Here is a 25,928-nt window from a genome sequence, read left to right on the forward strand (position 1 = left end):
CCTTCTTTAAGTGATGAGAACAGCATATAGAATCGGACGTGATTTAATTTCCATCTATATGCTGTTTTATTTTCTGACTTTTCCGTCAGTCGCTTGTTTCCGCTGCCGTCGGCGTTCATTGTACAGACGTGAAAGGGAAAAGGTTTTCGGGCTGAATACGCTCTGAAGGAGGAAGATTCTGCCCGAAACAGCATAGCCGCCAGACCTTTTCGCTTTCAAGAGAGTCTGTACTAACTTCTATGGACGGCGAGGAAATAGGCGACTGATGGGTATTTCTCTTGATTCGGAGATTTGTCTGGTATTCATGCGGATAATTAACCGCAGAATTTGCGGCTTATTATCCGTATGATAGAATGATTCAACATTATTTCTGAATTGTTTGAATGGGTTGCTATAAACGAGAAAGATTGCCTGAAAGTACATCCCTTACATTGTTCATATCTTTTAGAATGGAACTGTCGAGTACCCTTGCATAGTGCTGTGTCATCTTGATATTGGAGTGACCGAGCATTTTGGCTACATTCTCAATACTTACCCCATTGGCCAAACAGACAGATGTAGCATACGAGTGACGGGCAGTGTGTGTGGTCAGGTTCTTCTTTATCTGGCACAAGTCGGCAATCTCTTTCAGGTAGCTGTTCATCTTCTGATTGCAGGGAACAGGCAGCAATACTCCTTTCTTTTTGCAGGCAGGATAATCTGCATATTTTCTCAGGATTTCCAAAGGAATATCCAGCAGCGGAATATTACACATGTTCTTTGTTTTCTGACGTGGCTTCCTGATCCACAGATTTCCGTTGTTGTCTTTTACGATATGCTCAGGAGAAAGTTGTTGTACGTCAATGAAAGCCAGACCGGTAAAGGCGGCGAAAATAAAAACATCACGGACTACGGTGATTCGCTCCAGAGGAAACTCCTTGTGGTAGATGGTCAGCAGTTCATCCATGCTAAGAAACTCACGGATTACTTCTTTTTCGTGGAATTTGATACCGATAAACGGGTCTTTGGCTATCCATTCATTGGCCAGTGCCAGATTGGTAATCTTCTTCAGACATTTCATATAACGGATGACGGTATTCTGCTGACATTCCTTTTCCGTCTTCAGATAAAATTCAAAGGCACGTACCAGCTCACCGTTGACTTCCGCCAGCGGCAGATCATCCTTTCCGTATTTCTGTCTGATAAGTTCGGCAAGATAGCGTTTGCAGCTTTCATAACGGCGAACGGTAATCAGGGCATAGTCTTTACCGACCAGGGCACGGCATTGGTCATTGTGCTCCTGCATGGTACTGATGAGGGTGCGTACCGCTTCCGGTTCTTTGTCCTGTCCGAAAAATATTTCCTGTAACAGACGTGCCGTTATAGGCTGGTTCTGTTCTTCCAGCTCACAAAAAATCTGATGTAACTTGATTTTCGCATTTTCGATGTAGGCATTCAGGTCGCATGATTTGCGGCTTTTGCCTCTGGCAGATTCCTTTGCCTGACTCCAGAGAGACGGGTCAATGCTCTTGCGGATGTTGTTTTCAACTCGCGTACCATCTACTGTGATACGCATACAAACGGATGCTTCTCCGTTTTTCAGCAGCTTGGTCTTCTTCAAGAAGAAAAGCACATTGAATGAACTTCTTTTCATTTTTCCTACAGTTTTTAGTTTATACAAAAGTAGGAAACCGTCCCCGTTTTCTTGCTATGCAAAATATTGACAATCAGTGAAAAAGAGCCTAATTCGGTGAAGATTTTTGCTCCACCTTTTATCTCCACCTTTTGCTCCACCTCGAACGGTAATATTTTGCCGTTTTTTGCGTGCCGGGGGAAAACAAAAAATCCTGATTTCGCTTGGAAATCAGGATTTTACTCTCTTTTGCTTTTCTTCAAAGTGGTGCCACCAGGAATCGAACCGGGGACACAAGGATTTTCAGTCCTTTGCTCTACCATCTGAGCTATGGCACCATTGTTTCTTGTTTGCGGTTGCAAAGGTACGTAAACTTTTGGAACCTGCAAATATTTTAGCTGAAAAAATGCGGTTTTTGTGTAAAAAGAGGCCTTTTGGGCATAAAATACATGGATAATGTCATAAAAAGGCCTTCCTTCTGGGCCCGAGATGAGCGGGAAAGTCCAAAAAGGAAGGTCTTTCATTCTGATTATAGGAGGCTTTATCCTTTCAATGGATTCCAGCCCTGTGCTTTCAGTTCCAGCTCGTTGCCGTCGCGGGTGACCAGTGCACAGCCCAGTTCAGGTTTGGTAATGTGACCGATGATCTTGACATCCTTCATCTGGGCTACAGTTTCATGTGCTGTCAGCGGTACGGTGAAAAGCAGTTCGTAGTCCTCGCCGCCGTTCAGGGCACAGGTACTCAGGTTCATGTTGAACTCTTCGGCCATGACCGCTGTCTGGTAGTCGATGGGGATACGTTCCTCATAGACCCGGCAACCTACGTGGCTCTGTGAGCAGATGTGCATTAGTTCGGACGACAGGCCGTCGGAGATGTCCATCATGGCGGTCGGTTGCAGTCCGGCTTTGGCCAGGCTTTCTACGATGTCTTTGCGGGCTTCCGGTTTCAGGAAGCGTTCCAGCAGGTATTCCTTTCCGGCAAAGTCGGGCTGTACGTCCTTTTCGCCTTGGAACACGGCTTTTTCGCGTTCCATCAGCTGCAGACCCATGTAGGCGGCTCCCAAATCACCCGATACACAGATGAGGTCGGTTTCCTTGGCACCGTTGCGGTAAACCACCTTGTCCTTGTTGGCTTCCCCGATGCAGGTGATGGAGATGGCCAGTCCCGTGACGGAAGAGGTGGTGTCACCTCCCACAAGATCTACGTGATACTGTTCGCAGGCCAGACGCAGGCCGTCGTAGAAGTCCTCCAGGTCTTCGATGCAGAAACGCTTGGAGACAGCCAGTGAGACGGTAATCTGTTTCGGTGTACCGTTCATGGCGTAGATGTCGGAGAAGTTCACCATGGCCGATTTATATCCCAGGTGTTTCAGCGGGGTATAGACCAGGTCAAAGTGTACACCTTCCATCAGCAGGTCGGTGGTGACCAGTACCTGTTTGCCGGGAAACTCCAGTACGGCGGCATCGTCGCCTACACCGTATTTCGTTTCCGGATTTTGCAGTTTGATGTTCTGGGTGAGGTGCTTGATGAGGCCGAATTCACCCAGTGTGGAGATTTCAGTTCTGTTTCCTTCGTGCATAGTATTTTTACGCTCTGTTGATAAGTTCTCTCATAATGGTGGTCATGCGAGGCTGTGCGGCGTCGGCTGCCTTCTGCACTTCTTCGTGGGATACTTCCACAATCTTGCCTTCTACGCCTAGGTCGGTGATGACCGATACGCCGAACACCTTAATGCCACAGTGGTTGGCCACGATGACTTCCGGTACGGTAGACATACCTACGGCATCTGCGCCCAAGATGCGGAACATCTTGTATTCCGACGGGGTTTCAAACGTAGGGCCTTGGGTACCGATGTACACGCCTTGCTGTACCTTGATGCCTTTTTCCTTGGCAATTTCCAGGGCTTTGGCAATCAGTTCCTTGGAATATGCTTCGCTCATGTCCGGGAAACGCGGTCCGTAGTCGATGTTCTTGCCGCGGAGCGGGTGTTCCGGGAAGAAGTTGATGTGGTCGGTGATGATCATCAGGTCACCGATTTCAAAGTTCGGGTTCGTGCCTCCTGCGGCGTTTGATACGAACAAGGTCTTGATGCCCAGTTCGCGCATCACGCGCACGGGGAAAGTCACTTCCTTCATGGAATAGCCTTCATAAAAATGAAAGCGTCCTTGCATAGCCATGATATCTTTGTTGCCCAATTTCCCGAAAATCAGCTTGCCACTGTGTCCTTCGACGGTAGAAACCGGGAAGTTTGGAATGTCTGCATAGTTGATTTCATACTTGTCGGTGATTTCATGCACCAGACTGCCCAGGCCCGTACCCAGGATGATGGCTGTTTCGGGATGAGTGTGCATTTTCGCCTTCAGGAAGGCGGCGGTTTCTTGAATTTTTTCTAACATACTCAATAATTTTGGGGTTAAATACTAGTTCTCCTTTGTGCAGGAACTCCACTTCTATGGGGAGCACATAAATATAGGGTTTCAGTTCGTCATCGAGCTGCGGATGGCCGATGAGCCGCGAGGCATCCTTTTCGGTGGTCAGGATGAGGCTTTGGGCTTTGGGCAGCCGGTGGAACTGTTGTGCAATCTGTCGCATGTTGGTACCGTCGAAATTGTGGTGGTCGCCGAAGAGCAGGGGAGTGACCCTGGCGGCATGACGACCCACTTCTTCCAGCAAGGGAGCCGGTGAGGCGATGCCGGTGACCAGCAGCACTTCTTTTTCTTTCAACGAATCGAGCGACTGTGCAGGGGTATCGGCAAACAGCGGATACAGCTTCCCGTAGGCCAGGGTGGTGAAGCATACTTCCTGACGGGGAAGAGGTTGGATGCGTTTCCGGATGCGTGCGCAGGCTTCCAGGCTGAGATCGGGCGGACATTTGGTCACCACGAGCAGGTCGGCCCGTCGTTTGCCGCTGGCAGGTTCCCGCAATCGTCCGGCAGGCAGAAGCTGGTCACATTCCACGGGGCGGTGGTAATCCATCAATAGGATGTTTAGTCCCGGCTGCACGTAGCGATGCTGGAAGGCATCGTCCAGCAACACGACTTCCGTGTCGGGCACTCCTTTCGGGGCCATCAGTCGGCGGATTCCTTCGCAGCGGTCTCCGTCCACGGCGACACGGATGTCGGGAAACTTGCGGGCCATCTGGTAAGGTTCATCCCCGATGTCTTCCATGCGGGAGGAAGGAGAGGCCAGCACGAAGCCTTTCGATTTCCGCTTGTAGCCCCGGCTCAGCACGGCCAGCCGGAACGACTCGTGCAGCAGGCGGATGAGGTATTCCGTATGAGGTGTTTTCCCGGTGCCGCCTACGGTCAAGTTGCCGATGCAGATGACGGGCAGCGGAAAGCGTTCCTGCCGGAGCAGGCCCCGGTCGAACAGGAGATTCCGTACCCTCACCCCGATGCCGTAGAGGACACTGAAGGGCCACAGCCCCCAATATATCTTGCATTGTCTGCTCATGAATCTGTCACTTTATTGGATGTGCAGGTCGAACGGCAGACGGGCTTGCAGACGGTCGGCCTGTTGGATGTGGCGTATCCAGTCGAAGCCGCGGTAATACTCCCCGAAAGTTTCCTGCAATTCACTGTGAATGTAGCGGTCGGCACGGGTGTTCAGCAGTTCCGTCAGGAAATCCTGTTTGCCCGGATAACTTTTCAGCTTGTAGTCTTTCACCTTGCCCAGTTGGGCTGCCAGTTGGATGGCAGTGTCCAGTCCGCCCAGTTCGTCTACCAGTTTCAGTTCCTTAGCCATGCTGCCGGTCCATACACGACCTTCTGCAATCTTATAAAGCTCTTCCAGTGGAATGTTTCGCCCTTCGGCACAGCGTTTGGTAAACAGGGCATATCCTTGGTTCACCATCTGCTGCATCAGGGCCGATTCTTCTGCATTGAGCGGACGGCCCATACTGCCCATGTCGGCCATCTTATGGGTTTTGACTCCGTCAAAGTGGAGTCCTAATTTGTCGTTCAATAACTCAGAGACATCGGGCACCATGCCGAAGATTCCGATGGACCCGGTCAGTGTGGTCGGTTCTGCAACAATCTTGTTGGCGGCACACGAGATGTAGTAACCGCCGGAAGCGGCATAGTCACCCATGGAGACTACGACCGGTTTTTCTGCTTTCAGCAGGCTGACCTCCCGCCAGATTTGTTCCGATCCGTAAGCGCTTCCACCCGGAGAGTTCACGCGGAATACCACGGCTTTCACGTGCTTGTCGTTGCGCAAGTCGCGCAGGTCTTTAGTTACTTTCTCGGAATTGATGCCTTCATCGTATGATGAGCTGTTGTCGATTTCTCCGTAAGCATAATATACTGCTATCACATCGCGGGTTTTGCTTGTCGGAGTAGCCGACTTGACGCGGGTCATTTCGTCGAGGTTTAGGGTCTGGAGATTTTCATCCTCTGATAGTCCGGTAAGCGATTTCAAGTAGCTGAGCACCTCGTCTTGGTACATCAGCGTGTCGGCCAGTCCGCAGCGCACATAGGTTTCTGCCGGTTGGAAATCCATATTTCGATCGGCTAGTAGGTTCAGGGAGTCAGTCGACAGATGGCGTGATGCAGCCACGTCATTCACAAGGCTCTTCCAGGTAGATTCCAGAAAAGCCAGCGTCTGTTCCCGGTTGGCCGGACTCATCTCGGTACTGATCATCGGTTCTACGGCCGATTTATAAGTTCCTACGCGGAAGATTTGCATTTTCACACCGATTTTGGCAAGGAAGTCTTTCAGAAACATCGTTTCGCTGGCCAGACCGTGCCAAGACAGACTTCCCGAGGGATTGACGATGACCTTGTCGGCCACACTGGCCAGGTAGTAACCGCCTTGAGTATAGGAATCGGCGTAGGCTACCAGGAATTTGCCGCTTTTCTTGAAATCAGTCAGTGCACGATGGATGGCTTGCAAGGAAGCGGCCGGACAGCTGAATGCGCCCGTGTGTAAGTAGATACCTTTGATAAGATTGTTCTCTTTGGCTTTCTGGATAGCACTCAGAATATCTTCCAGCCCGTAAGTGGAAATCTGGTCTTCAAAGAACTGGTCGATAGGACTGGGTTGGTACCGTTCTTGTATGGTTCCTTTCAGCTCGAGGGTAAAGACAGAATTGGCTGGGACAATGGTCTCTGGGTCGGAGGAGGCCATGATTCCTGCCAGTATGCTTACTCCCAGGATAATAAAGATGAACCCGCAAATCAGCACACCCGTGATAGTGGCCAGGGTGCTTCGAAGAAATTCTTTCATGATAGGTCGTTTTAGGATTGATAAACAAAGTTATTCTTTTTGCCTGAAAAAACAAAGATGCAACTGCTTAAATTGAGGGTTTCATCTTTTTAGAGGGAAGGTAGCGCAGGAGCAAAGCGAATCATTAATATATAAAAGGAGAAAATGGGAAGTTGTGCTGATACTTTTCTGTAACTTGTCTGGGATTGTTGATAATCTACTGATAGATAGCTGCTTGACCCTATTTGTATTGTTTGAGGATTTGCGCTGTCTGGAGGAGAAAATAAGACTTGGAAAAAACGCACTTACGTTTGAACTAAAACTCTTTTGCGTTTTGTCTCAAACGCACTTGCGTTTAGAATAAAACGCCTTTACGTTTTACTTGAAACGCAAGGACGTTTTTTTCAAAGTACTCTAAAATAACTTCCGATTTATTTTGATTTTTTCTGGAACTTCGCCATTTTTGCTAAAATTGATTTTGTGAACTTTAAATAAATACGATATGGCAGAAGGAATGATTGTCAAGGAGCTGGACGATGTGGTTGTCCGTTTTTCGGGTGACTCCGGCGACGGCATGCAGTTGGCCGGTAATATGTTTTCGAATATTTCGGCGACTGAAGGAAATGATATCAGTACATTCCCGGACTACCCGGCCGACATTCGCGCCCCGCAAGGCTCATTGACAGGGGTTTCCGGCTTCCAGGTACACATCGGTTCCGGAAAGGTGTACACTCCGGGCGACAAGTGCGACGTGCTGGTGGCCATGAATCCGGCAGCGTTGAAAACACAATATAAGTTCTGCAAACCGCAGGCAGTGATTATTATTGATTCCGATTCGTTTACCAAACGCGACCTGGAAAAGGCAAAATTTTCGCTCGAGAATCCGTTCTCTGAACTGGGCATCAAGAACGAGGTGATATCGGCTTCCATCACGACCATGTGCAAGGAAAGTCTGAAAGACAGTGGACTGGACAACAAGTCCATCCTGCGTACCAAGAATATGTTTGCCTTAGGGTTGGTGTGCTGGCTGTTCCATCGCGATATTGCGGTAGGCGAGAAAATCCTGCGCGAGAAATTTGCCAAGAAACCTGAAATCGCCGAAGCCAACGTGAAGGTGTTGTACGACGGCTACCACTTTGGTGAAAATACCCATGCATCGGTCTCCATCAGTTACACGGTGCCGAGTAAGGCACAGAAACAGCCGGGACGTTATATGGACATCAACGGCAACAAGGCCACGGCCTATGGGTTAATGGCGGCAGCCGAGAAGGCAGGCTTGCAGCTCTATTTAGGTTCTTATCCGATAACCCCGGCTACGGACATCCTTCACGAATTGGCAAAGCACAAATCGTTGGGTGTAAAGACTGTGCAGTGTGAGGATGAGATTGCCGGATGTGCTTCTGCTGTGGGGGCTTCGTTTGCTGGCGCTTTGGCTGTGACCACGACCTCCGGACCGGGTATCTGCCTGAAGAGTGAGGCCATGAACCTGGCGGTGATTACGGAACTGCCGTTGGTAATTGTGGACGTGCAGCGTGGCGGACCTTCCACCGGACTGCCGACGAAATCGGAACAGACCGACTTGCTGCAGGTTTTGTTCGGGCGTAACGGTGAAAGTCCGATGCCCGTTATCGCGGCTTCTTCACCGACCGACTGTTTTGATGCGGCTTATTGGGCTTGCAAGATTGCCTTGGAGCACATGACACCGGTGGTACTGCTGACTGATGCGTATATTGCCAACGGTTCGGCGGCATGGCGTCTGCCCGACCTGAAAGATTATCCTTTCATCTGTCCGCCTTATGTGAAACCGGAAATGGCAGATTCTTGGACACCGTTCCAACGTGATCCGAAGACGGGAGTACGCTACTGGGCGACTCCGGGCATGCCGGGCTTCATGCACCGCATCGGCGGACTGGAGAAAAGTAACGAAACCGGGGCTATCTCTACTGAACCGGAGAATCATTTCCTGATGACCAAACTGCGTGCCGAGAAGGTGGAAAAGATTGCCGATTCGCTTCCTCCGCTTGCCGTAGAGGGCAATCCGGATGCGGATTTGCTGATTGTGGGATTCGGTGGAACTTACGGACACCTACATTCCGCTATGGACCAGTTGAATGCCATGGGTAAGAAAACGGCACTGGCACATTTTCGTGTGATTAATCCGTTGCCGAAAAATACGGCAGAAGTGCTGCGGAAGTACAAGACCATCGTGGTGGCCGAGCAAAACATGGGACAGCTGGCAGGCTATCTCCGCATGAAAGTAGAGGGTATTCACCTGCATCAGTTCAACCAGGTGAAAGGCCAGCCGTTCGTCGTGAAGGAACTGGTAGAGGCGTTCAGCCAACTTTTTTAATGATTCATCAATAAATGTTCTGGAGGAATAATCATGAGTGAAACAAAATATACGGCAGCAGATTACAAGTTCGGACAACCTCGCTGGTGTCCGGGTTGCGGCGACCACGCTTTCTTGAACTCTTTTCACAAGGCCCTGGCCGAACTGGGGGTGCCACCCCATGAAATTGCGGTGATCTCCGGTATCGGATGTTCTTCGCGTTTACCTTATTACATGAATACGTACGGCATGCACACCATTCACGGGCGTGCGGCGGCCATTGCTACGGGAGCTAAAGTAGCCAATCCGAACTTGACCATCTGGCAGATTTCCGGTGACGGTGACGGACTGGCTATCGGGGGTAACCATTTTATCCACGCCATCCGCCGTAATGTAGATATCAATATTGTGTTGTTGAACAACCGCATCTACGGACTGACCAAAGGACAATATTCGCCGACTTCGGCCCGTGGTTTCGTGAGCAAATCTTCCCCTTACGGGACAGTGGAAGATCCTTTCCGTCCGGCAGAACTGTGCTTCGGAGCCCGTGGACGTTTCTTTGCCCGTTGTGCGGCAGTCGACGGCGGTCCTTCCATCGAAGTGCTGAAAGCTGCAGCCCGTCACAAAGGTACGTCGGTGGTGGAAGTGTTGCAGAATTGTGTCATCTTTAACGATGGTACGCATAATGCCGTGGCCAAGAAGGAAGACCGTGAACGCAATGCCATCTACCTGGAGCATGGCAAGCCGATGTTGTTTGGCCCGAACAAGGAATACGGGCTGATGCAGGAAGGCTTTGGCCTGAAGGTGGTGAAGCTGGGAGAAAATGGGGTGACCGAGAAAGACATTCTGGTACATGATGCCCATTGTGAGGACCACACCCTGCAGTTGAAGCTGGCCCTGATGGAAGGTCCGGACTTCCCGATAGCCTTGGGAGTAATCCGCGACGTGGAGGCACCGACCTACGATGCCGCAGTGGAGGCCCAGATAGAAGAGGTTTCAGCCAAGAAAAAATACCACACGTTTGCCGAGTTGCTCGAAACGAACGATACGTGGGAGATTAAATAAACGAGACAAGATAAAAGGAGCCGGTGTTTTTTCATCCGGCTCTTTTTCTTTTTGTTTTAATAATAAAGTGGTAATTAAAATTTTACCTTTCTGGTATCATTCTGTTTAGGCGTATGCAGATTGGAAAGGGTGGAAGAAAATCTGGATAAGGAAATAGAATGCGATTCTTAATTTTACCTATATAAAAATCGATGTTAAACCTAATGTATATGTTTCGAAAAATCTATCTTTATCTGCTTGCCGGGTTGCTGTCTTCTCCGGCATTTTCTCAGAGTGTAGTGGATTATGTCAACCCAATTATCGGTACCAATGGGATGGGGCATACCTTTCCAGGTGCTTGCGTTCCTTTTGGTTTGGTACAGCTTAGTCCGGATACAGATACAATTCCTCATAGTGTGAACGGGGTGTATCAGACAGATGCTTATAAATATTGTGCAGGCTATCAGTATTCCGATTCAACGATTGTGGGATTTAGTCATACGCATTTAAGTGGTACAGGACATTCTGACCTGGGGGATGTGTTGATAATGCCCACGACGGGAGACTTGAAACTGAATCCGGGGCGTGCTACTCATCCGGATGAAGGGTATCGTTCGCGTTACAGCCATGATACAGAACATACTGCTGCCGGATATTATGAGGTGACTCTTAAGGACTATAATATAAAGGTTCAGCTGACAGCCACTCCACGGGTCGGAGTGCATAAATATACTTATCCATCCAAAGAAGGACGAATTATTCTCGATTTAAACCATAGTATTTACAATTACGATGGAAAGGTGCTTTGGAGTAACCTGAGAGTCGAGAATGATACATTGTTGACCGGGTATCGGATAACCGATGGATGGGCTCGGACAAATTATACTTATTTCGCGATTTCTTTTTCACAACCGATAAAAGATTATGGGTATGTGGATAAAAAGAAACCGGACTATATCGGGTTTTGGAGGCGATTTGCGCTGGAGCGTAATTTCCCGGAAATAACGGGGCGGTCTATTGTGTCGTATTTTAATTTTGATACGTCGGTCAATAAGGAACTGGTGATAAAGGTGGCTCTTTCACCCGTGAGTACGGAAGGGGCTTTGAAGAATCTGCGGGCAGAAGCTGAAGGGAAAACTTTTGAACAAGTGGCGGATGAAGCCTCCAAGTTATGGAACCAGAAATTGAATTTGTTTGAAATAGAAGGGACTGAAGACCAGAAGTCCATGTTCTACACATCGTTGTATCATACGATGATTAATCCTTCTGTGTATATGGATGTAGACAGACTTTATCGGGGGTTGGACCATAACATTCACAAGGCGGAAGGTTTTACCAATTATACCATTTTTTCTTTGTGGGACACTTATCGGGCAGAGCATCCTTTCTTGAACCTGGCTTTTCCGCAACAGAGTAATGATATGGTAAAATCCATGATTTACCACCAACAGCAAAGTGTGCATAAGATGTTACCGGTATGGAGCCTGATGGGAAATGAAAACTGGTGTATGAGTGGATACCATGCCGTGTCTGTTTTGGCGGATGCGATAGCTAAAAATGTATTTACCGGTCAAAAAGAATCTGCATTACAGGCCATGGTGGAAACGTCGAATGTGGATTATTATGACCATCTGGGTGAGTATAAAAAGTTGGGCTATATTCCTTTTGAAGAAAGTAGTACGGCTGTTTCTTCTACCTTGGAATTTGCTTATGATGACTGGACCATTTATCAGACCGCTTTACGACTGGGAAATAAAGAAATAGCCAATCAGTATTATCAACGGGCTCTGAATTATCGTAATGTATTCGATAAATCGTGTGGATTTGCTTGTCCACGCTATGCTGACGGAAGCTTTAAGAAGGATTTTGATCCTTTACAGACACATGGTGAAGGGTTCATTGAAGGAAACTCATGGAATTTTTCATTCCATGTTCCTTATGATGTATATGGTATGATGGATTTGATGGGAGGTGAGAAAGTCTTTTTAAACCGTTTGGATAAGTTGTTTGAAATGCATCTTCCGAAAAAATATTATGAAAAGAATGAAGATATTACGGAAGAAGGATTGATAGGTGGTTATGTGCATGGAAATGAACCGAGTCATCATATCCCTTACTTGTATGCCTGGACTTCACAGCCTTGGAAAACACAATATTGGACTAGAGAGATTATAGACCGAATGTATCGGAATGATATAAATGGTTTGGGAGGAAATGATGATTGCGGGCAGATGTCAGCTTGGTATATGTTTACGGTTATGGGATTTTATCCTGTGTGTCCGGGAACTGATCAGTATGTATTGGGAGCTCCTTATTTTTCGTATCTCAAGTTGAACTTGCCCAATGGGAATGTACTGGAAATCAAAGCTCCGGGAGTAGATGATACACGCCGCTATGTACAATCGCTTACCATTAACGGGAAAAAATACGAGAAACTGTATGTGACGCATGCCGACCTGATGAAAGGGTGTGTGTGGGAATTTAAGATGGGTGCCTCTCCCGACAAAAAAAGAGGCTTGAAAGCAGAAGATAAACCTTATTCACTTACAAGCAGAAGCAAATAAATCATGAAAGTATCCTTGTGTGATTCTCCGTCGGATAGCATTGTTTGGTAGATACTATTCATTATTCGTTGCAAGATATAGAATGTGATATAAAAGCAACATTTGAGTGAACTTCAGGGCAATCCTGTAATAGCTAAACAGCAAAATCCGGGATATTGATTACGATAGTGTGGAGGATGTACATGCACATCCTCCATTATTTCTTATTCTTTTTCTCCATAGCACAAATCGCCAGCATCACCCAGTCCTGGTACGATGTACGAATGTGCATTCAGTTCCGGGTCAATGGCACCGCACCACACTGTCGTCTTTTCTGCAGGGAATACTTTTTTGATATGTTCGATGGCCTGGCGGCTGGCAATGACCGACGCGATGTGTATATGAGAAGGCTCTCCTTTAGTGAGCAAAGCTTCGTAGGCCAATTCCATGGAGCTGCCGGTAGCCAGCATCGGATCGGTGAGAATCAGGATTTTGCCGTCCAGTCGTGGGGAAGCGATATATTCGATATGAATATCGAAGTGATCTTCATCGATGTATTTGCGATAGGCCGACACGAAGGCGTTTTCGGCATGGTCAAAATAGTTGAGAAATCCCTGGTGCAGTGGCAGTCCGGCTCGGAGGATGGTGGCTACCACCGGCTGTTCTGCGGGGACGTTTTCTACGGCTGTGGCCAGCGGAGTCTGTATTGAAACTGGATGGTACGGAAGAGTGCGGCTGATTTCGTAAGCCATGATTTCACCGACTCGTTCCATGTTTCGGCGGAAGCGGAGTGAATCGCCTTGTACATGTATGTTGCGAATCTCAGATAAGAACTGGTTGAAGAGGGTATTGGTTTGGTTAAAGTTGATTATTTTCATAAACATTTTCAGGTGCTTAGGAGTTATTTAGTTAAGATTATTGGCCTGCAAAGAAACAAAATAAAATTGATTTGTAATGTAGATTTGGCAAATTTGTTATACAAGTATAAATCTTTAAATGATTACGGATTTTTTTCAGTAATAAATTCTTTGAATAAAAAAATAACTACTACTTTTGTAGCGCCTAAAACAAAGAGATGTTGAAGAACAGAAATGAGGATAGATTAGGCGTTTAGTGAGGTAGAGAAAAAGAATAAACATTTGATATAATAACCAAATTAATCATTTGAACAATGGCAAAATTAGATCTTACTAAGTACGGTATCACTGGAACCGTAGAAATCGTACACAATCCTTCTTACGACGTATTATTCGCTGAAGAAACAAAAGCTGGTCTGGAAGGTTATGAAAAAGGTCAGGTAACTGAACTGGGTGCAGTAAACGTAATGACTGGTATCTACACTGGTCGTTCTCCTAAAGATAAATTCTTGGTAAAAGACGCTACAAGTGAAAACACTGTATGGTGGACTTCTGAAGAATACAAAAACGATAACAAACCTGTTACTACAGAAACTTGGAATGCTTTGAAAGCTTTGGCTGCAAAAGAATTGTCAAACAAGAAACTGTATGTAGTAGATGGTTATTGCGGTGCTAACGAAGCTACTCGTTTGAAAGTTCGTTTTATCATGGAAGTTGCATGGCAGGCTCACTTCGTAACTAACATGTTCATCCGTCCTTCTAAAGAAGAATTGGAATCATTCGAACCTGACTTCGTTGTTTACAACGCTTCTAAGGCTAAAGTTGAAAACTACAAAGAACTGGGTCTGAACTCAGAAACTGCAGTTGTCTTCAATTTGACTACTAAGGAACAGGTTATCCTGAACACTTGGTACGGTGGTGAAATGAAGAAAGGTATGTTCTCTATGATGAACTACTTCAACCCGTTGCGTGGTATCGCTTCTATGCACTGTTCTGCTAACACAGACAAAGAAGGCAAGAGCTCAGCTATCTTCTTCGGTCTGTCTGGTACAGGTAAGACAACTTTGTCTACTGACCCGAAACGTCTGTTGATCGGTGATGACGAACACGGATGGGATAACGAAGGTGTATTCAACTACGAAGGTGGTTGCTACGCAAAGGTTATCAACTTGGATAAGGAATCTGAACCGGATATCTACAATGCTATCAAACGTGACGCTTTGCTGGAAAACGTTACTGTAGATGCTAACGGTAAGATTGACTTCGCTGATAAGAGCGTAACTGAAAACACTCGTGTTTCTTATCCTATCTACCACATCAACAACATCGTTAAACCGGTTTCTAAAGGTCCTCACGCAAAACAAGTTATCTTCTTGTCAGCTGATGCATTCGGTGTATTGCCTCCAGTATCTATCTTGAACGAAGAACAGGCTCAGTATTACTTCCTGTCAGGATTTACTGCTAAGTTGGCTGGTACTGAACGTGGTATCACTGAACCGACTCCGACATTCTCTGCTTGCTTCGGTGCTGCTTTCTTGTCATTGCACCCGACTAAATATGCAGAAGAATTGGTTAAGAAGATGAAGATGACTGGTGCTAAGGCTTACTTGGTTAACACTGGTTGGAACGGAACTGGCAAACGTATTTCTATCCGTGATACTCGTGGTATCATCGACGCTATCCTGGATGGTTCTATCGAAAAAGCTCCGACTAAGACTATTCCTTACTTCGACTTCGTTGTTCCGACTGAATTGCCGGGTGTTGATCCGAAGATCTTGGATCCGCGTGACACTTACGACTGCGCTTGCAAGTGGGAAGAAAAAGCTAAAGACTTGGCTGCTCGCTTCATCAAGAACTTCGCTAAGTTCACTGGTAACGAAGCTGGTAAAGCTTTGGTTGCTGCTGGTCCGAAATTGTAATTCAGACTTACAAAATCTTAAATATGAAAGCGGTTTCCTTCGGGGAACCGCTTTTTTTGTTATATTTGGTCGGATGGCGGCGGAGATGGAGGAATCTTTTTCGCCGGGAGAGGATGACATAGGGCCATTTCTATGGCCGATGAGAAGAGGTATGAATGGGACTAATCAAAGATAAAGAGTATGAAAAAGATGATTTATTCAATGCTGGGAGCAGGCTTGCTCTGTCTTTCCAGCTGTGGCGGTCAAACACAGCAATCACAGCCGGCAGCTGCTAACGAGGCTGACAGTACTAATCAAGTAATCGAGACCATCATGGCACGTCGCAGCGTGCGGAAGTACCTGCCGCAGCCGGTGAACCGGGATACGATGCAGGTGATTCTGGATTGTGGTATTAATGCGCCTAATGGGCAGAACAAACAATCGTGGGCAATCCGGGTAGTAGACAATCCGGAATTTATCAATGGTCTGACGGAGGTGTATAAGAAAGCCAACCCGAAAGTGGCGGAAGATCCGAATTTCCGGAATATGTTCCGCAACGCGCCGACAGTGGTGTTTATTGCCAACGACACTGCCTATGACTTCTCACAAGTGGATTGTGGACTGTTGGGTGAGAACATGATTCTTTCTGCCTGGTCTATGGGCATCGGTTCCTGCTGTCTGGGTGGTCCCATACGTTTCATGAAGACCGACCCCGGAGCCGCAGAATACCTGAAACGTCTGAACATTCCCGAAGGCTATGACCTGTTGTATTGCATTGCCTTCGGATATCCGGATGAATCGCCGGCTGCCAAGCCTCGTGATGCATCGAAAGTGATGTTTGTGGAGTAATGGTTATCGCGCTCCCAAATCATCGTAAGAAGATTGTAGAATCGCTTTCCCCAGTTCTGTGCGTCGTGCGTTCGGAGCTGGGGATTCTATTAATGCCTTGTCGGAGTTGTTGTCAATCAGGGTGACACCGGTACTGTCGCAGAAGGCAAAGCCGTTGTTGTAGGTGTAGTAGGCAAAGGGGTATTTGTAATCCTTACCCAGCACGTTACGGCTGAAATTGAATTCTTTGTGGCTGAGCCCCAGTTGTGCCAGTAGGGTAGCGGCCATGTCGCTTTGGTTCATCAGCTTGTCGATGACCATGGGTTGCTTTACGGCACCGCCCAGCCAGAGCATCGGGATGTGATGGATGCGCGGGTCGTGCACCAGTCCCTCTTCCGGGTAATAGAAACCATGGTCCGGCAGACAGACAATGAGCAGGTTCTTCCATTGCGGAAGTGCCTTAAGCTTGTCGATGAATTTCCCCAGACAATCGTCTGTAAAGGCGAAGGCATTGGGAATTTTTTCGTTCAGGCGGTGATAAGGTACTTCGAAAGGTTCGTGGCTGCTGAGAGTCAGAAAGGCCGTGTGCCAAGGCTGGTTGCCAGTGCGTGTTTTTATCTGTTGGTAGAGATGTTCAAAAGTGATGTCATCGTTCACTCCCCACGGATTTTTGCGCTCTTCCAGTGTGAAATCCACATCGGCTGTAAGATGCTGGTAACCGCTGCTCAGTAAGTAACTCTTCATGTTGGTAAAGTTGATGTCACCCCCGTACAGGAAGTCGGTGGCATAACCTTGTTCCCGCAGCTTCCCGGCAATTGAAGGCAGCGTACGGCTCTTGGCCGGTGACTTCATGACCGACACGGTAGGAAAGCTTTGGTAGCCGCTGAAAGTACAGATTGTACCTCGGTCGGTACGGAAACTGTTGGCGTAACAGTTCGTGAAAAACACGCCCTCTTTACTCAGCCGGTTCAAGTTTGGACTGACATCCGGGAGACCTCCCAACGGCTCCACAAACACGCCTCCGAAGCTTTCCATCAGGATAATCAGGACGTTGGGACGTTGCGTATTCAGGAGGGATATGGCGTTTTCTCCGGTGTCTGCATACAACCCGTTGAACAGGCTGGCCCGTTTCTCTTCGTCAAAGAAATTGAATTGCTTGGAAAAGTCGGTTGTCTTACTGATGGACGACAGCAGACTGAAATCCGGATTGACTGCTGAATGGTTCAGGAATTCGTTGTCACAGAAATAGGCCTGGCCCACGTTGCTGGTTGATTCGGTGACACCACCTCGGATGATGATGAAGAGGATACCTCCTAACAGAATCGTGACCAAACTGCCTGTGAAACGTTTGCGGACTTGCGGTACTTGGGGAAGTTGGGCAGGCGTTATTTTATACAGTCCCCATGTGAGCAAGGCTGATAGTATCAGGATACACATCATCCGTATCAGGATAAAGCCGACTGACACGCTGGCCATGGCATTTTTGGGAGAGTCCAGGTATAGGAAGATGGAGGCATCGAGCTTGAATCCCCAGAACGGATATAAAGCCATGTCGCTGATGAAGACAAGGGTGGTAGCCAGCGCAATCAGTGCATAGTAGCCCACGAGAATCTTTCGCAGTGGGAAACGGCTGAACCAGATGCTTACCAGAATAATCAGCCAGGGAAGGGCAGTAAGGTAGCCCGTAGTGGCTGCGTCGAGGGTGAAGCCGTGATACAGCACTTTCAGGTAGTCCATGAAAGGTATCCCTTTCTCTAAAGCTCCGTTATAGAGCATGAAGATTGGTTTCTGGAGCAGGAAATAGCCTAAAATAGCGGCAAAAATATATCCCAGGTAAGCAAGTCTCTTTTTCATTGGTTTAGGTCTGATTATTTACGTCCGAAGTCGGCGGGGACTTCGCCCCATGATTCTGTTTCCCATTTACGCAGGGGAGTGGTGTAAGTGTTCTCCTTCAGCCATTTCTCCGCCCGTTCAATCAGCTGGAACAACGTTTCGGTTCGGGCATTGCGTTCCAGTTTGGTTTTGCATTTCTTCTGTTTCACCCAAAGGAGGGCGTTGCGACTGTCGGAGTAGAGCGGCATGTTCAGTTGCTTTTGTTTGAGTAGTGCCAGTCCGTGTACGATGGCCAAAAACTCTCCGATGTTGTTGGTTCCATATACTGGTCCGAAACGGAAAATCTCCTGTCCGGTAAGCAGGTATACTCCACGGTACTCCATGGGACCAGGGTTTCCACTGCAGGCCGCGTCGACTGCCAGGCAGTTCAGGTCAAAATTTTCCGGAAGCTGTTTTGCGGAAGGTTCTTGAACCGTTGGTTTCCGGTGGCGGTGTAAATATACATGGGCGGGAGTCGCAAAAGCCTGTGCGGCTTCCTCTTCTGTGTCGAATGATTTATAGATGGCTCCTTTGTATCCTTGGATTTGCAGTTGGCAGTCGGTCCAGGAAGCATATACTCCCGGATTCACACCCTTCCACACCACATAGAATTTTTTTTTCGCCATAAAGAGATAAGGAGGTTAAAAAAGGCGGGTGGCTCCCTTGCCACCCGCTATTTTCAAATGAATTACATGCGTTCAGGTACTTCGATGCCCAGCAAGCCCATGGCCAGCTTGACAATCTTTCCTACGTTCTGACTCAATGCCAGACGGAAAATCTTCACAGCTTCGTTCTCTTCACGCAGAATGCTGAAGTCGTGATAGAATTGGTTGTATTCCTTCACCAAGTCGTAGGCATAGTTGGCCAGGATAGACGGATTGTAGTCCGTACCTGCTTGTTTTACCACGTTGGGGAAGTCGGCCAGCATCTGAATCAGTGCTTCTTCCTTGGTATTCAGTTCGATGCCTGTCGGAAGCACAGCCGGAATCTGGATACCAGCTTCTGCGGCCTTGCGGAGGATGGACTGGATACGTGCGTAAGTGTATTGGATGAACGGTCCCGTATTTCCGTTAAAGTCGATGGATTCCTTCGGGTTGAACGTCATGTTCTTGCGGGCATCTACTTTCAGGATGAAATATTTCAAGGCACCCAGTCCCACGATACGGGCGATGTCGTCGGCCTCTTCCTTTGTCAGTCCGTCCAGTTTACCCAGTTCGTTGCTGGTTTCTTTGGCCGTTTCAATCATGGCTTCCATCAAATCATCCGCATCGACTACGGTACCTTCGCGGCTCTTCATCTTACCTTCCGGCAGTTCCACCATACCGTAAGAGAAGTGTACCAAGTCCTTACCCCATTCAAAGCCCAGCTTGTCGAGCAGGATGGACAACACCTGGAAGTGGTAGTTCTGTTCGTTACCCACCACATAAATCATCTTGTTGATAGGATAATCCTGGAAACGCAGCTTGGCTGTACCGATATCCTGTGTCATGTAGACCGAAGTACCGTCTGCACGGAGCAGCAGTTTCTGGTCCAGCCCTTCCGGAGTGAGGTCAGCCCATACAGAGCCGTCTTCCTTGCGGTAGAAGAGTCCTTTTTCCAGTCCTTCCAAGACCTTGGCCTTTCCTTCCAGGTAAGTCTGTGATTCGTAATATATCTTGTCGAAGCTGACGCCCATCATCTTGTACGTCTCATCAAAGCCGGCATATACCCAGTCGTTCATCTTCTTCCAAAGCGCGCGTACTTCCGGGTCGTTGGCTTCCCATTTGCGGAGCATCTCGCGGGCTTCCAGCATCAGCGGAGAGTTGGCTTCTGCCTTGGTCTTGGCTTCTTCCTCGTTCATGCCTTCCGCTTCGTATTTTGCCATCAACTCTTTCACTTCGGCTTTGTAGTGTTTGTCGAAAGCCACATAGTAGTCGCCAATCAGGTGGTCACCCTTTTTCCCGGATGATTCCGGAGTCTCGCCGTTGCCATATTTCAACCAAGCCAGCATGGACTTGCAGATATGGATACCGCGGTCGTTGACAATGTTGGTCTTTACTACTTTATTGCCATTGGCAGCAATGATATTGGCCAATGCGTTACCCAACAAGTTGTTGCGTACGTGGCCCAAGTGGAGCGGCTTGTTGGTGTTCGGAGAAGAATATTCAATCATCACCAGCGGCGCATTGTCGGCAGCTTTCTGAATACCCCATTGGCTGTCCGCCTGGATGCGGTTCAGCAAGTCGATCCATACGCTCGAAGCAATGGTCAGGTTCAGGAATCCTTTGATTACGTTGTAGCTGGCGATGGCAGGTTCGTGCTGCTTCAGGTATTCTCCGATTTCCTGTGCGGTTTGTTCCGGACCTTTCTTGGAAATCTTCAGGAAAGGGAAGACAACCAGTGTGAGGTGGCCTTCAAACTCTTTCTTGGTCTTCTGCAGCTGTACCATCTTGGCGGGAACTTCCTGCCCGTACAACTCTTTCACGCCGTTGATTACGGACGCCGTCAGTTTATCTTCTATTTTCATGCGTGTATGTAGTTTTATGATAATCCGTTCAATGGCGCAAAGATAGTGAAAGGCGAGAGTAGAGACAAACGAAAAATAAAGTTTTTCGTTTGGGCTATACCGAGCCGTATTCTATCTTATGAAAAGATAGTGAATTTATTTTGTTCTGCCGACAGGGTGTTTCTTCTATTTCTATTTTGTATTATTGCATCAGTTTGCTGCATTCGTCTTGCTGTTCCTTGCTCAGCTTGTTCTTGTAGGCGTGGAAAATGAAATTGTCCCATTACGGGGTTAGATGTCGGTTTCTTGGCTTTTCTTTTTCCACGTAGAAGGGGAACAGCCTTCTTTGAGTTTGAATTGCTTGCTAAAATGGGCAAGGTCGGCAAAGCCTACTTGTTCGGCTACTTCGGCAAGACTTAAATCTGGATTGTTATGCATTCGGAGTTTGGCTTCTTCAATTCGTAATCCATTAATCCAACCATTGAAATTGGTTTGATAAGTTTCATTGATGAAGTTTGACAGATAGGTACGGTTGATACCTATTTCTTTACTCATGTCTTGAATGGTAAGACTGGGGTGGAGATAGCCTTTGTTGGATATCCATTCTTGTAGTTTTTCTTCTATTTTTTCATAGTTCCATTTGTAGCCTTTTTTGGTGGATGTGGTATTGTCCTCAGAAACCGTTTCAGTTGTAGAATGTTGCCCTTCTATAGTTGGTTGACTTCCCTCGTTGAACGAATAGTTGGCGATACGAATGCCATAGTTATGATATTCTAAAGCGAATATGATATAGAATATGGTGTATAGCCCTGTGAATACCAGCTGACTGATGAAGTAAGGATAAATATTTACTGCGACGGAAAGCATGAACATGATGCACAATCCGATAAAGATTGGGTGTATCCGCTTCTTCAAATAGGGCTCACGTTCGGGGTGTACTTGTGCCCAGCGTTTGGAAATACGAAGGAACACACGTATGTAGAGAATTAGCAGAAGGAGGTGGCAGCTCATCAGCAGATAATAAGGCAGAGTTCCTGTCCGCCCATCCATGCCGAAGTAATAAATCAGATTGACTGCAGCCAACAGGATGGTATAGATGAGTTGCCGTTGCATAAATCCTTGCAATTTGTGGCCTATATATATAGGATAAGTAATAGACCAGAGAAATAGAAGTGCCTGGATAGGAGCCAAGCTTTGGATGAAGAAGGCTTTCAATGTTTCATGATAGGCGTTGGTGGTGAATGCGACACCGAGTGAGGCAAGCCCTACGATGATATAGGCAATTTCTACATAGATCCGGCTATGTTTGCTGCGCTTGCTCATTTCTCCTTTAGGAACTTCGGAGAAATGAAGAAAAATGGCTAATACTAAGCTACTAATACCAGCAATAATCTCCATCGTAAAAAATATTCTTTCCATAACTGTTGGTTTTTCATTCAAAAAGTAATAGAATGTCTTCTTGTTGCAAAGTAAGATTTCCTGCTTTGGACTGGAATTTGTTCTAAGTCATTGAGGTAGAAGACGGTGCTTTTCTTGTTTCCTAAAGGTAAATTTAATAAATTGACAAGAGTTAAAAGCGCTCTTTTTTTGTCAATTTATGCTATTGGTATGGAAAGAATGTTTATTCAGACAATATTTGTAACTATTCGGTTAAAAAAACTGACTCGTAGGCGGGAAGATACTTCAAGTTGTGTATAAACACAATTAGTTATATGATGATAAGCAATCCATTGGATAAGGCTGTAAGTAATCGGAAAAACTTATATGTTTTTTCTCCATTCGGAGGGGGTCACACCTTCTTGTAACTTGAATTGCTTGCTGAAGTGTGCTAAATCAGTAAATCCGATTTGGGCAGCTATTTCTGACAGATTACGCTTGGGTGATAATTTGATAAGTTGTTTGGCTTCTGCTATGCGCATACGGTTAATCCAGAGATTGAAGTTTGTACCATAAGTGGTATTGATGTGATTGGACAGATAGGTCCTATTTACTCCAATGATCTTGCTTAGCTGTATGATGGTGATGCGGGAATTTAAATACCCTTTTTGGTTAATCCATTCTGCCAGCCTGGTTTTGATTACTTCGTTCTTTCTCATTATTCCCATTTTTCTTCGAAAGTAGAAAGTTTTGGAAATGAATGAAAAGACAAAAAATGAGTTTTGAGAATATCTATTAGTATCTTGTTACTATATGGTAGAAAAAATGTATTATTCGGCCTTTATTTCACTGATAGATTAACGTGGATAGATAGGTCTCGGCTAACATTTCATTAGCAATGTCCAGTAGTTGGGAGGCAGTGAGGTCTTCAATCCGTTTGAATACTTCTTCTTTTTCTTCGTAAGTCTGGTAGTGAAGAAAACATTTGCCCATATTGAGAGCATTGTTTTCAAAGTTGTCACCTGCTACTCCTATCTGACCGATGATTTGCTTTTTAGCTGCATGAAGCTGCAGACTGGTCAGTGCCTTGTCACGGATTTTCTTCAGTTCCTTGTGGACCAGGGAAATGCAATGATCCGTGTCGTGTGGGTCACAACCGAAGTAGATGCAGAATGTCCCCGTATCTGTATAAGAGGTCAGGTTTGATTCTACTGTATAGACTAACCCTCTTTTTTCCCGTAGAGACACGTTCAGGCGACTGTTCATACCAGGGCCTCCTAAGATATTATTAAGTAAGTACAGACCGGTACGTCGTTCGTCGTAAGCATGATAACCTCTTCCTCCCATCATGACGTGTGCTTGATGTGTATCCTTGTGAAGAGTCAGCTGTCGAGGTTGGTATGGAGCCGGGTGTGTACGTAGTGGTTGAACATCTGTACTCGAAGGAATATCCGCTGTGAGCTTTTCCAAGGTCCGGATGACTTTTGAGAAAGGGATGTCACCTAAGACGAAAAATACCATATTCTTTGGCTGGTAATGTGTGCGTACAAAAAGTTGTGCATCTTCGCTGGTAAATTTCCGTAAGAGTTCCGGATTGCCCAGAATATTTCGTCCTAATGGATGATTGGGAAAGATGAGCTCTTCGAAGTCATCGAAAATAAGTTCTGCGGGACTGTCTTCGTAACTTTGTATCTCATCAATGATAACTTCTACCTCCTTTTCTATCTCGTGAGTGGGGAAGAGGCTATGGAACACGATGTCGGTCAACAGCTCTGCCGCTCGGTTGAAATGTTCTTTTAGGAAGGCGCTGTAGATAACGGTCTCCTCTTTGTTGGTATAGGCATTCAGGTCGCCTCCCACGTTTTCCATGCGGTTCAGAATGTGCCAGGCTTTTCGCTTCTGGGTTCCTTTGAAGATGAGATGTTCCACGAAGTGTGCCATTCCTTGTTCCTGCGGGAGTTCATCGCGGGTACCCGTATCAACGGCGAAGCCACAATAAGCCACGTTGGTGGGGCTGGTGGTATGGATGAGACGCAGTCCGTTAGGGAGGGTGAAAGTTGAATATGCCATTTTCAGGTGTAATTTCGATTTTGCCGCAAATTTACAATAAATACTTATTGCCTTTCTTCAAAAAATGCAGATATTTGCACTGAAGGATATTAAAACTAATATATGAATAAAATTGCAATTTTTTGTTCAGCTTCGGATACCATTGCCCCTGTGTTTATGGAGAAGGCAAAGGAGTTGGGAGCATGGCTGGGGCAGCATCATAAATGGCTGGTGTACGGAGGTTCCAATACGGGCTTGATGGAGGTCTTGGCGAAAAGTGCGAAGGAAAACGGGGCTATGATTATGGGTGTGGTGCCTACCAAATTGGAAGAGAATGGAAAGGTGAGTGACTTGCTTGACGTGTCGTTCCATTCGGTAAACCTGAGTGACCGGAAGGACATCATGGTGCAGGAGGCGGAAGTTATGGTGGCTTTGCCCGGCGGAATAGGCACATTGGATGAGGTGTTTCACGTGATGGCTTCGTGCAGCATCGGCTACCATGACAAACGGGTGATTTTTTATAATATAGATGGCTTTTGGAATGATTTGCTGGCGTTTCTGGAGCGACTGGAAGCAGCGCATTTTGCGCATCGTCCGTTAAAGAATTATTTCGAGGTGGCCAATACATTCGACGAGCTTACTCGTTTGTTGGAATAGAATTATCATTTAATCATACTCTATATATGAATTCATCAATTAAAGAATTGTTACAGCGTGAGGCTCAGGCTGTATTGAATATCCCAGTGACCGACGGATACGAAAAAGCGGTGCAGCTGATTGTGCAGCAGGTGCATGAAAAGGGTGGAAAGCTGGTGACGAGTGGAATGGGAAAGGCTGGGCAGATTGCCATGAATATAGCTACTACATTTTGTTCTACAGGTATACCGGCGGTTTTTCTTCATCCGAGTGAGGCACAGCATGGCGATTTGGGAATTTTACAGAAAAATGATTTGTTGCTGTTGATTTCAAATTCAGGAAAAACCCGTGAAATTGTAGAACTTACAGAGTTGGCGGCACGGCTGGACCCTACGCTGAAGAAGATTGTCATCACGGGAAATCCGGATAGCCCTTTGGCAAAGTCTGCCGACATTTGTTTGGCTACAGGACATCCTGATGAGGTATGTCTGTTAGGAATGACACCTACTACCTCGACCACAGTCATGACGGTGATAGGAGATATTCTGGTGGTGGAGACTATGCGCAAGACAGGCTTTACCATTGAGGAATACAGCAAACGTCATCATGGAGGGTATTTGGGAGAGCGTTCCCGGGCTCTGAGCAAATAAACGAAAAGATTTAAGGTATAAAAAACGTGGCAGTGTATGACTGTCACGTTTTTTTGTTCTACCCTTAGGTAAGCTTGTATTCTTCTGGATAATAGAGAAAGTCGACAATGGCTCTATCATATTCAAACAACTCTTCGGGCTTGAAGAAACGTGCGATTTCTTCTGCGGCCGTTTTAGGTGAATCGGATGTATGAACGATATTTTCCTGTGAACTGACACAATAATCTCCACGGATTGTACCCGGAACGGCTACTCGCCCGTTGGTGGCTCCTGTCATGGAACGTACCACTTGGATGGCGTCGACTCCCTCGTAGCAGCATACAATGACGGGGCATGCCATCATGGAAGCCTTTACGCGAGGGAAAAAAGGTTTCCCGGCCAGATGAGCATAATGTTCGTTGAGCAGGTCTTCCGTGAGTTGCATCATTTTCATTCCGGCCAATCGCAGGCCCTTCCGTTCAAAACGATGGGTGATTTCCCCGATAAGCCCGCGCTGTACGGCGCTGGGTTTCAGGATAACGAGTGTTCTTTCCAAACTCATAG

The 25,928-nt window shown here is 46.9% G+C and carries 20 protein-coding genes and 1 tRNA gene; 7 read left to right on the forward strand and 14 right to left on the reverse strand.

Translation table 11 applies throughout. From position 1 onward, the window contains the following. Positions 1-391: 391 nt before the first annotated feature. The 6 genes from H6A28_RS01915 to sppA form a co-directional block, all read right to left on the reverse strand. Positions 392-1,633, reverse strand: coding sequence for a site-specific integrase (locus H6A28_RS01915; protein WP_204478669.1), 1,242 nt, complete (start codon positions 1,631-1,633; stop codon positions 392-394). Positions 1,634-1,877: 244 nt separating this feature from the next. Then, positions 1,878-1,950: transfer RNA gene (locus H6A28_RS01920), tRNA-Phe, on the reverse strand. 203 nt (positions 1,951-2,153) lie between these two features. Then, a complete protein-coding gene (gene thiL, locus H6A28_RS01925) occupies positions 2,154-3,191 on the reverse strand; it encodes a thiamine-phosphate kinase (protein WP_204478670.1) in 1,038 nt (345 codons plus the stop codon). Between the two features lie 7 nt (positions 3,192-3,198). Further along, positions 3,199-4,008 (reverse strand): purine-nucleoside phosphorylase, encoded by an 810-nt coding sequence (locus H6A28_RS01930; protein WP_204474539.1) that lies wholly within the window; start codon positions 4,006-4,008, stop codon positions 3,199-3,201. Beyond that, positions 3,902-5,065 (reverse strand): tetraacyldisaccharide 4'-kinase, encoded by a 1,164-nt coding sequence (lpxK, locus tag H6A28_RS01935; RefSeq protein ID WP_204478671.1) that lies wholly within the window; start codon positions 5,063-5,065, stop codon positions 3,902-3,904. The genes H6A28_RS01930 and lpxK overlap by 107 nt, the downstream gene beginning before the upstream one ends. 12 nt (positions 5,066-5,077) lie before the next feature. Then, complete coding sequence (gene sppA / locus H6A28_RS01940; protein ID WP_204478672.1) at positions 5,078-6,838, reverse strand: signal peptide peptidase SppA; 1,761 nt, start codon at positions 6,836-6,838, stop codon at positions 5,078-5,080. A 481-nt stretch (positions 6,839-7,319) separates the two neighbouring features. On the opposite strand from sppA, the gene H6A28_RS01945 reads away from it, so the two are divergent. The 3 genes from H6A28_RS01945 to H6A28_RS01955 all read left to right on the forward strand — a co-directional run bounded on the left by H6A28_RS01945 (position 7,320) and on the right by H6A28_RS01955 (position 12,754). Then, entirely contained in the window at positions 7,320-9,167 is a 1,848-nt protein-coding gene (locus H6A28_RS01945; RefSeq protein ID WP_204478673.1) for a 2-oxoacid:acceptor oxidoreductase subunit alpha, read from the forward strand. Between the two features lie 33 nt (positions 9,168-9,200). Beyond that, positions 9,201-10,211, forward strand: coding sequence for a 2-oxoacid:ferredoxin oxidoreductase subunit beta (locus H6A28_RS01950; protein WP_204478674.1), 1,011 nt, complete (start codon positions 9,201-9,203; stop codon positions 10,209-10,211). A 209-nt stretch (positions 10,212-10,420) separates the two neighbouring features. Next, the gene (locus H6A28_RS01955) at positions 10,421-12,754 is read left to right on the forward strand and encodes a GH92 family glycosyl hydrolase (RefSeq protein WP_430641260.1); all 2,334 of its coding nucleotides are present in this window, start codon (positions 10,421-10,423) and stop codon (positions 12,752-12,754) included. Positions 12,755-12,957: 203 nt separating this feature from the next. Here H6A28_RS01955 and upp read toward each other — a convergent pair whose 3' ends face one another. Beyond that, on the reverse strand, positions 12,958-13,611 hold the full coding sequence (gene upp / locus H6A28_RS01960) for a uracil phosphoribosyltransferase (RefSeq protein WP_204474532.1): 654 nt from the start codon (positions 13,609-13,611) through the stop codon (positions 12,958-12,960). 293 nt (positions 13,612-13,904) lie between these two features. On the opposite strand from upp, the gene pckA reads away from it, so the two are divergent. Continuing rightward, entirely contained in the window at positions 13,905-15,509 is a 1,605-nt protein-coding gene (pckA, locus tag H6A28_RS01965) for a phosphoenolpyruvate carboxykinase (ATP) (RefSeq protein WP_204474530.1), read from the forward strand. A gap of 180 nt (positions 15,510-15,689) precedes the next feature. Next, positions 15,690-16,337, forward strand: coding sequence for a nitroreductase family protein (locus H6A28_RS01970; RefSeq protein WP_204478675.1), 648 nt, complete (start codon positions 15,690-15,692; stop codon positions 16,335-16,337). Positions 16,338-16,340: 3 nt separating this feature from the next. Here H6A28_RS01970 and H6A28_RS01975 read toward each other — a convergent pair whose 3' ends face one another. From H6A28_RS01975 to H6A28_RS02000, 6 genes are all read right to left on the reverse strand, one after another. Continuing rightward, positions 16,341-18,170, reverse strand: a complete 1,830-nt coding sequence (locus H6A28_RS01975) for an LTA synthase family protein (protein ID WP_204478676.1) — start codon at positions 18,168-18,170, stop codon at positions 16,341-16,343. A 14-nt stretch (positions 18,171-18,184) separates the two neighbouring features. After that, a complete protein-coding gene (locus H6A28_RS01980) occupies positions 18,185-18,814 on the reverse strand; it encodes a viroplasmin family protein (protein WP_204478677.1) in 630 nt (209 codons plus the stop codon). 62 nt (positions 18,815-18,876) lie between these two features. Further along, positions 18,877-20,694, reverse strand: coding sequence for an arginine--tRNA ligase (gene argS / locus H6A28_RS01985; protein WP_204478678.1), 1,818 nt, complete (start codon positions 20,692-20,694; stop codon positions 18,877-18,879). A 270-nt stretch (positions 20,695-20,964) separates the two neighbouring features. Continuing rightward, positions 20,965-22,092 carry a helix-turn-helix domain-containing protein gene (locus H6A28_RS15055; RefSeq protein ID WP_239465222.1) on the reverse strand — a complete coding sequence of 376 codons (1,128 nt, stop codon included), beginning with the start codon at positions 22,090-22,092 and terminating at the stop codon, positions 20,965-20,967. A 341-nt stretch (positions 22,093-22,433) separates the two neighbouring features. Then, on the reverse strand, positions 22,434-22,769 hold the full coding sequence (locus H6A28_RS01995) for a helix-turn-helix domain-containing protein (RefSeq protein WP_204474523.1): 336 nt from the start codon (positions 22,767-22,769) through the stop codon (positions 22,434-22,436). A gap of 127 nt (positions 22,770-22,896) precedes the next feature. Then, entirely contained in the window at positions 22,897-24,120 is a 1,224-nt protein-coding gene (locus H6A28_RS02000) for a M16 family metallopeptidase (RefSeq protein ID WP_204474522.1), read from the reverse strand. Positions 24,121-24,222: 102 nt separating this feature from the next. Between H6A28_RS02000 and H6A28_RS02005 the strand changes: the two genes are divergently transcribed. Together H6A28_RS02005 and H6A28_RS02010 are read left to right on the forward strand one after the other, a co-directional pair. Then, on the forward strand, positions 24,223-24,756 hold the full coding sequence (locus tag H6A28_RS02005; protein WP_204478679.1) for a TIGR00730 family Rossman fold protein: 534 nt from the start codon (positions 24,223-24,225) through the stop codon (positions 24,754-24,756). A 26-nt stretch (positions 24,757-24,782) separates the two neighbouring features. Next, positions 24,783-25,385, forward strand: coding sequence for an SIS domain-containing protein (locus tag H6A28_RS02010; RefSeq protein ID WP_204474520.1), 603 nt, complete (start codon positions 24,783-24,785; stop codon positions 25,383-25,385). A 64-nt stretch (positions 25,386-25,449) separates the two neighbouring features. Here H6A28_RS02010 and ndk read toward each other — a convergent pair whose 3' ends face one another. After that, complete coding sequence (gene ndk, locus H6A28_RS02015; protein WP_204474518.1) at positions 25,450-25,926, reverse strand: nucleoside-diphosphate kinase; 477 nt, start codon at positions 25,924-25,926, stop codon at positions 25,450-25,452. Positions 25,927-25,928 lie beyond the last annotated feature (2 nt).

Origin of the sequence: Bacteroides mediterraneensis, assembly GCF_016900355.1 — a bacterium.
In the GTDB taxonomy this organism is placed as follows: Bacteria; Bacteroidota; Bacteroidia; order Bacteroidales; family Bacteroidaceae; genus Phocaeicola.

Bases quoted from the DNA above. Each gene is read 5' to 3' on its own strand.
- H6A28_RS01915 (WP_204478669.1), bottom strand. From the start codon at position 1,633: ATGAAAAGAAGTTCATTCAATGTGCTTTTCTTCTTGAAGAAGACCAAG.
- thiL (WP_204478670.1), bottom strand. From the start codon at position 3,191: ATGCACGAAGGAAACAGAACTGAAATCTCCACACTGGGTGAATTCGGC.
- H6A28_RS01930 (WP_204474539.1), bottom strand. From the start codon at position 4,008: ATGTTAGAAAAAATTCAAGAAACCGCCGCCTTCCTGAAGGCGAAAATG.
- lpxK (WP_204478671.1), bottom strand. From the start codon at position 5,065: ATGAGCAGACAATGCAAGATATATTGGGGGCTGTGGCCCTTCAGTGTC.
- sppA (WP_204478672.1), bottom strand. From the start codon at position 6,838: ATGAAAGAATTTCTTCGAAGCACCCTGGCCACTATCACGGGTGTGCTG.
- H6A28_RS01945 (WP_204478673.1), top strand. From the start codon at position 7,320: ATGGCAGAAGGAATGATTGTCAAGGAGCTGGACGATGTGGTTGTCCGT.
- H6A28_RS01950 (WP_204478674.1), top strand. From the start codon at position 9,201: ATGAGTGAAACAAAATATACGGCAGCAGATTACAAGTTCGGACAACCT.
- H6A28_RS01955 (WP_430641260.1), top strand. From the start codon at position 10,421: ATGTTTCGAAAAATCTATCTTTATCTGCTTGCCGGGTTGCTGTCTTCT.
- upp (WP_204474532.1), bottom strand. From the start codon at position 13,611: ATGAAAATAATCAACTTTAACCAAACCAATACCCTCTTCAACCAGTTC.
- pckA (WP_204474530.1), top strand. From the start codon at position 13,905: ATGGCAAAATTAGATCTTACTAAGTACGGTATCACTGGAACCGTAGAA.
- H6A28_RS01970 (WP_204478675.1), top strand. From the start codon at position 15,690: ATGAAAAAGATGATTTATTCAATGCTGGGAGCAGGCTTGCTCTGTCTT.
- H6A28_RS01975 (WP_204478676.1), bottom strand. From the start codon at position 18,170: ATGAAAAAGAGACTTGCTTACCTGGGATATATTTTTGCCGCTATTTTA.
- H6A28_RS01980 (WP_204478677.1), bottom strand. From the start codon at position 18,814: ATGGCGAAAAAAAAATTCTATGTGGTGTGGAAGGGTGTGAATCCGGGA.
- argS (WP_204478678.1), bottom strand. From the start codon at position 20,694: ATGAAAATAGAAGATAAACTGACGGCGTCCGTAATCAACGGCGTGAAA.
- H6A28_RS15055 (WP_239465222.1), bottom strand. From the start codon at position 22,092: ATGGAAAGAATATTTTTTACGATGGAGATTATTGCTGGTATTAGTAGC.
- H6A28_RS01995 (WP_204474523.1), bottom strand. From the start codon at position 22,769: ATGAGAAAGAACGAAGTAATCAAAACCAGGCTGGCAGAATGGATTAAC.
- H6A28_RS02000 (WP_204474522.1), bottom strand. From the start codon at position 24,120: ATGGCATATTCAACTTTCACCCTCCCTAACGGACTGCGTCTCATCCAT.
- H6A28_RS02005 (WP_204478679.1), top strand. From the start codon at position 24,223: ATGAATAAAATTGCAATTTTTTGTTCAGCTTCGGATACCATTGCCCCT.
- H6A28_RS02010 (WP_204474520.1), top strand. From the start codon at position 24,783: ATGAATTCATCAATTAAAGAATTGTTACAGCGTGAGGCTCAGGCTGTA.
- ndk (WP_204474518.1), bottom strand. From the start codon at position 25,926: ATGAGTTTGGAAAGAACACTCGTTATCCTGAAACCCAGCGCCGTACAG.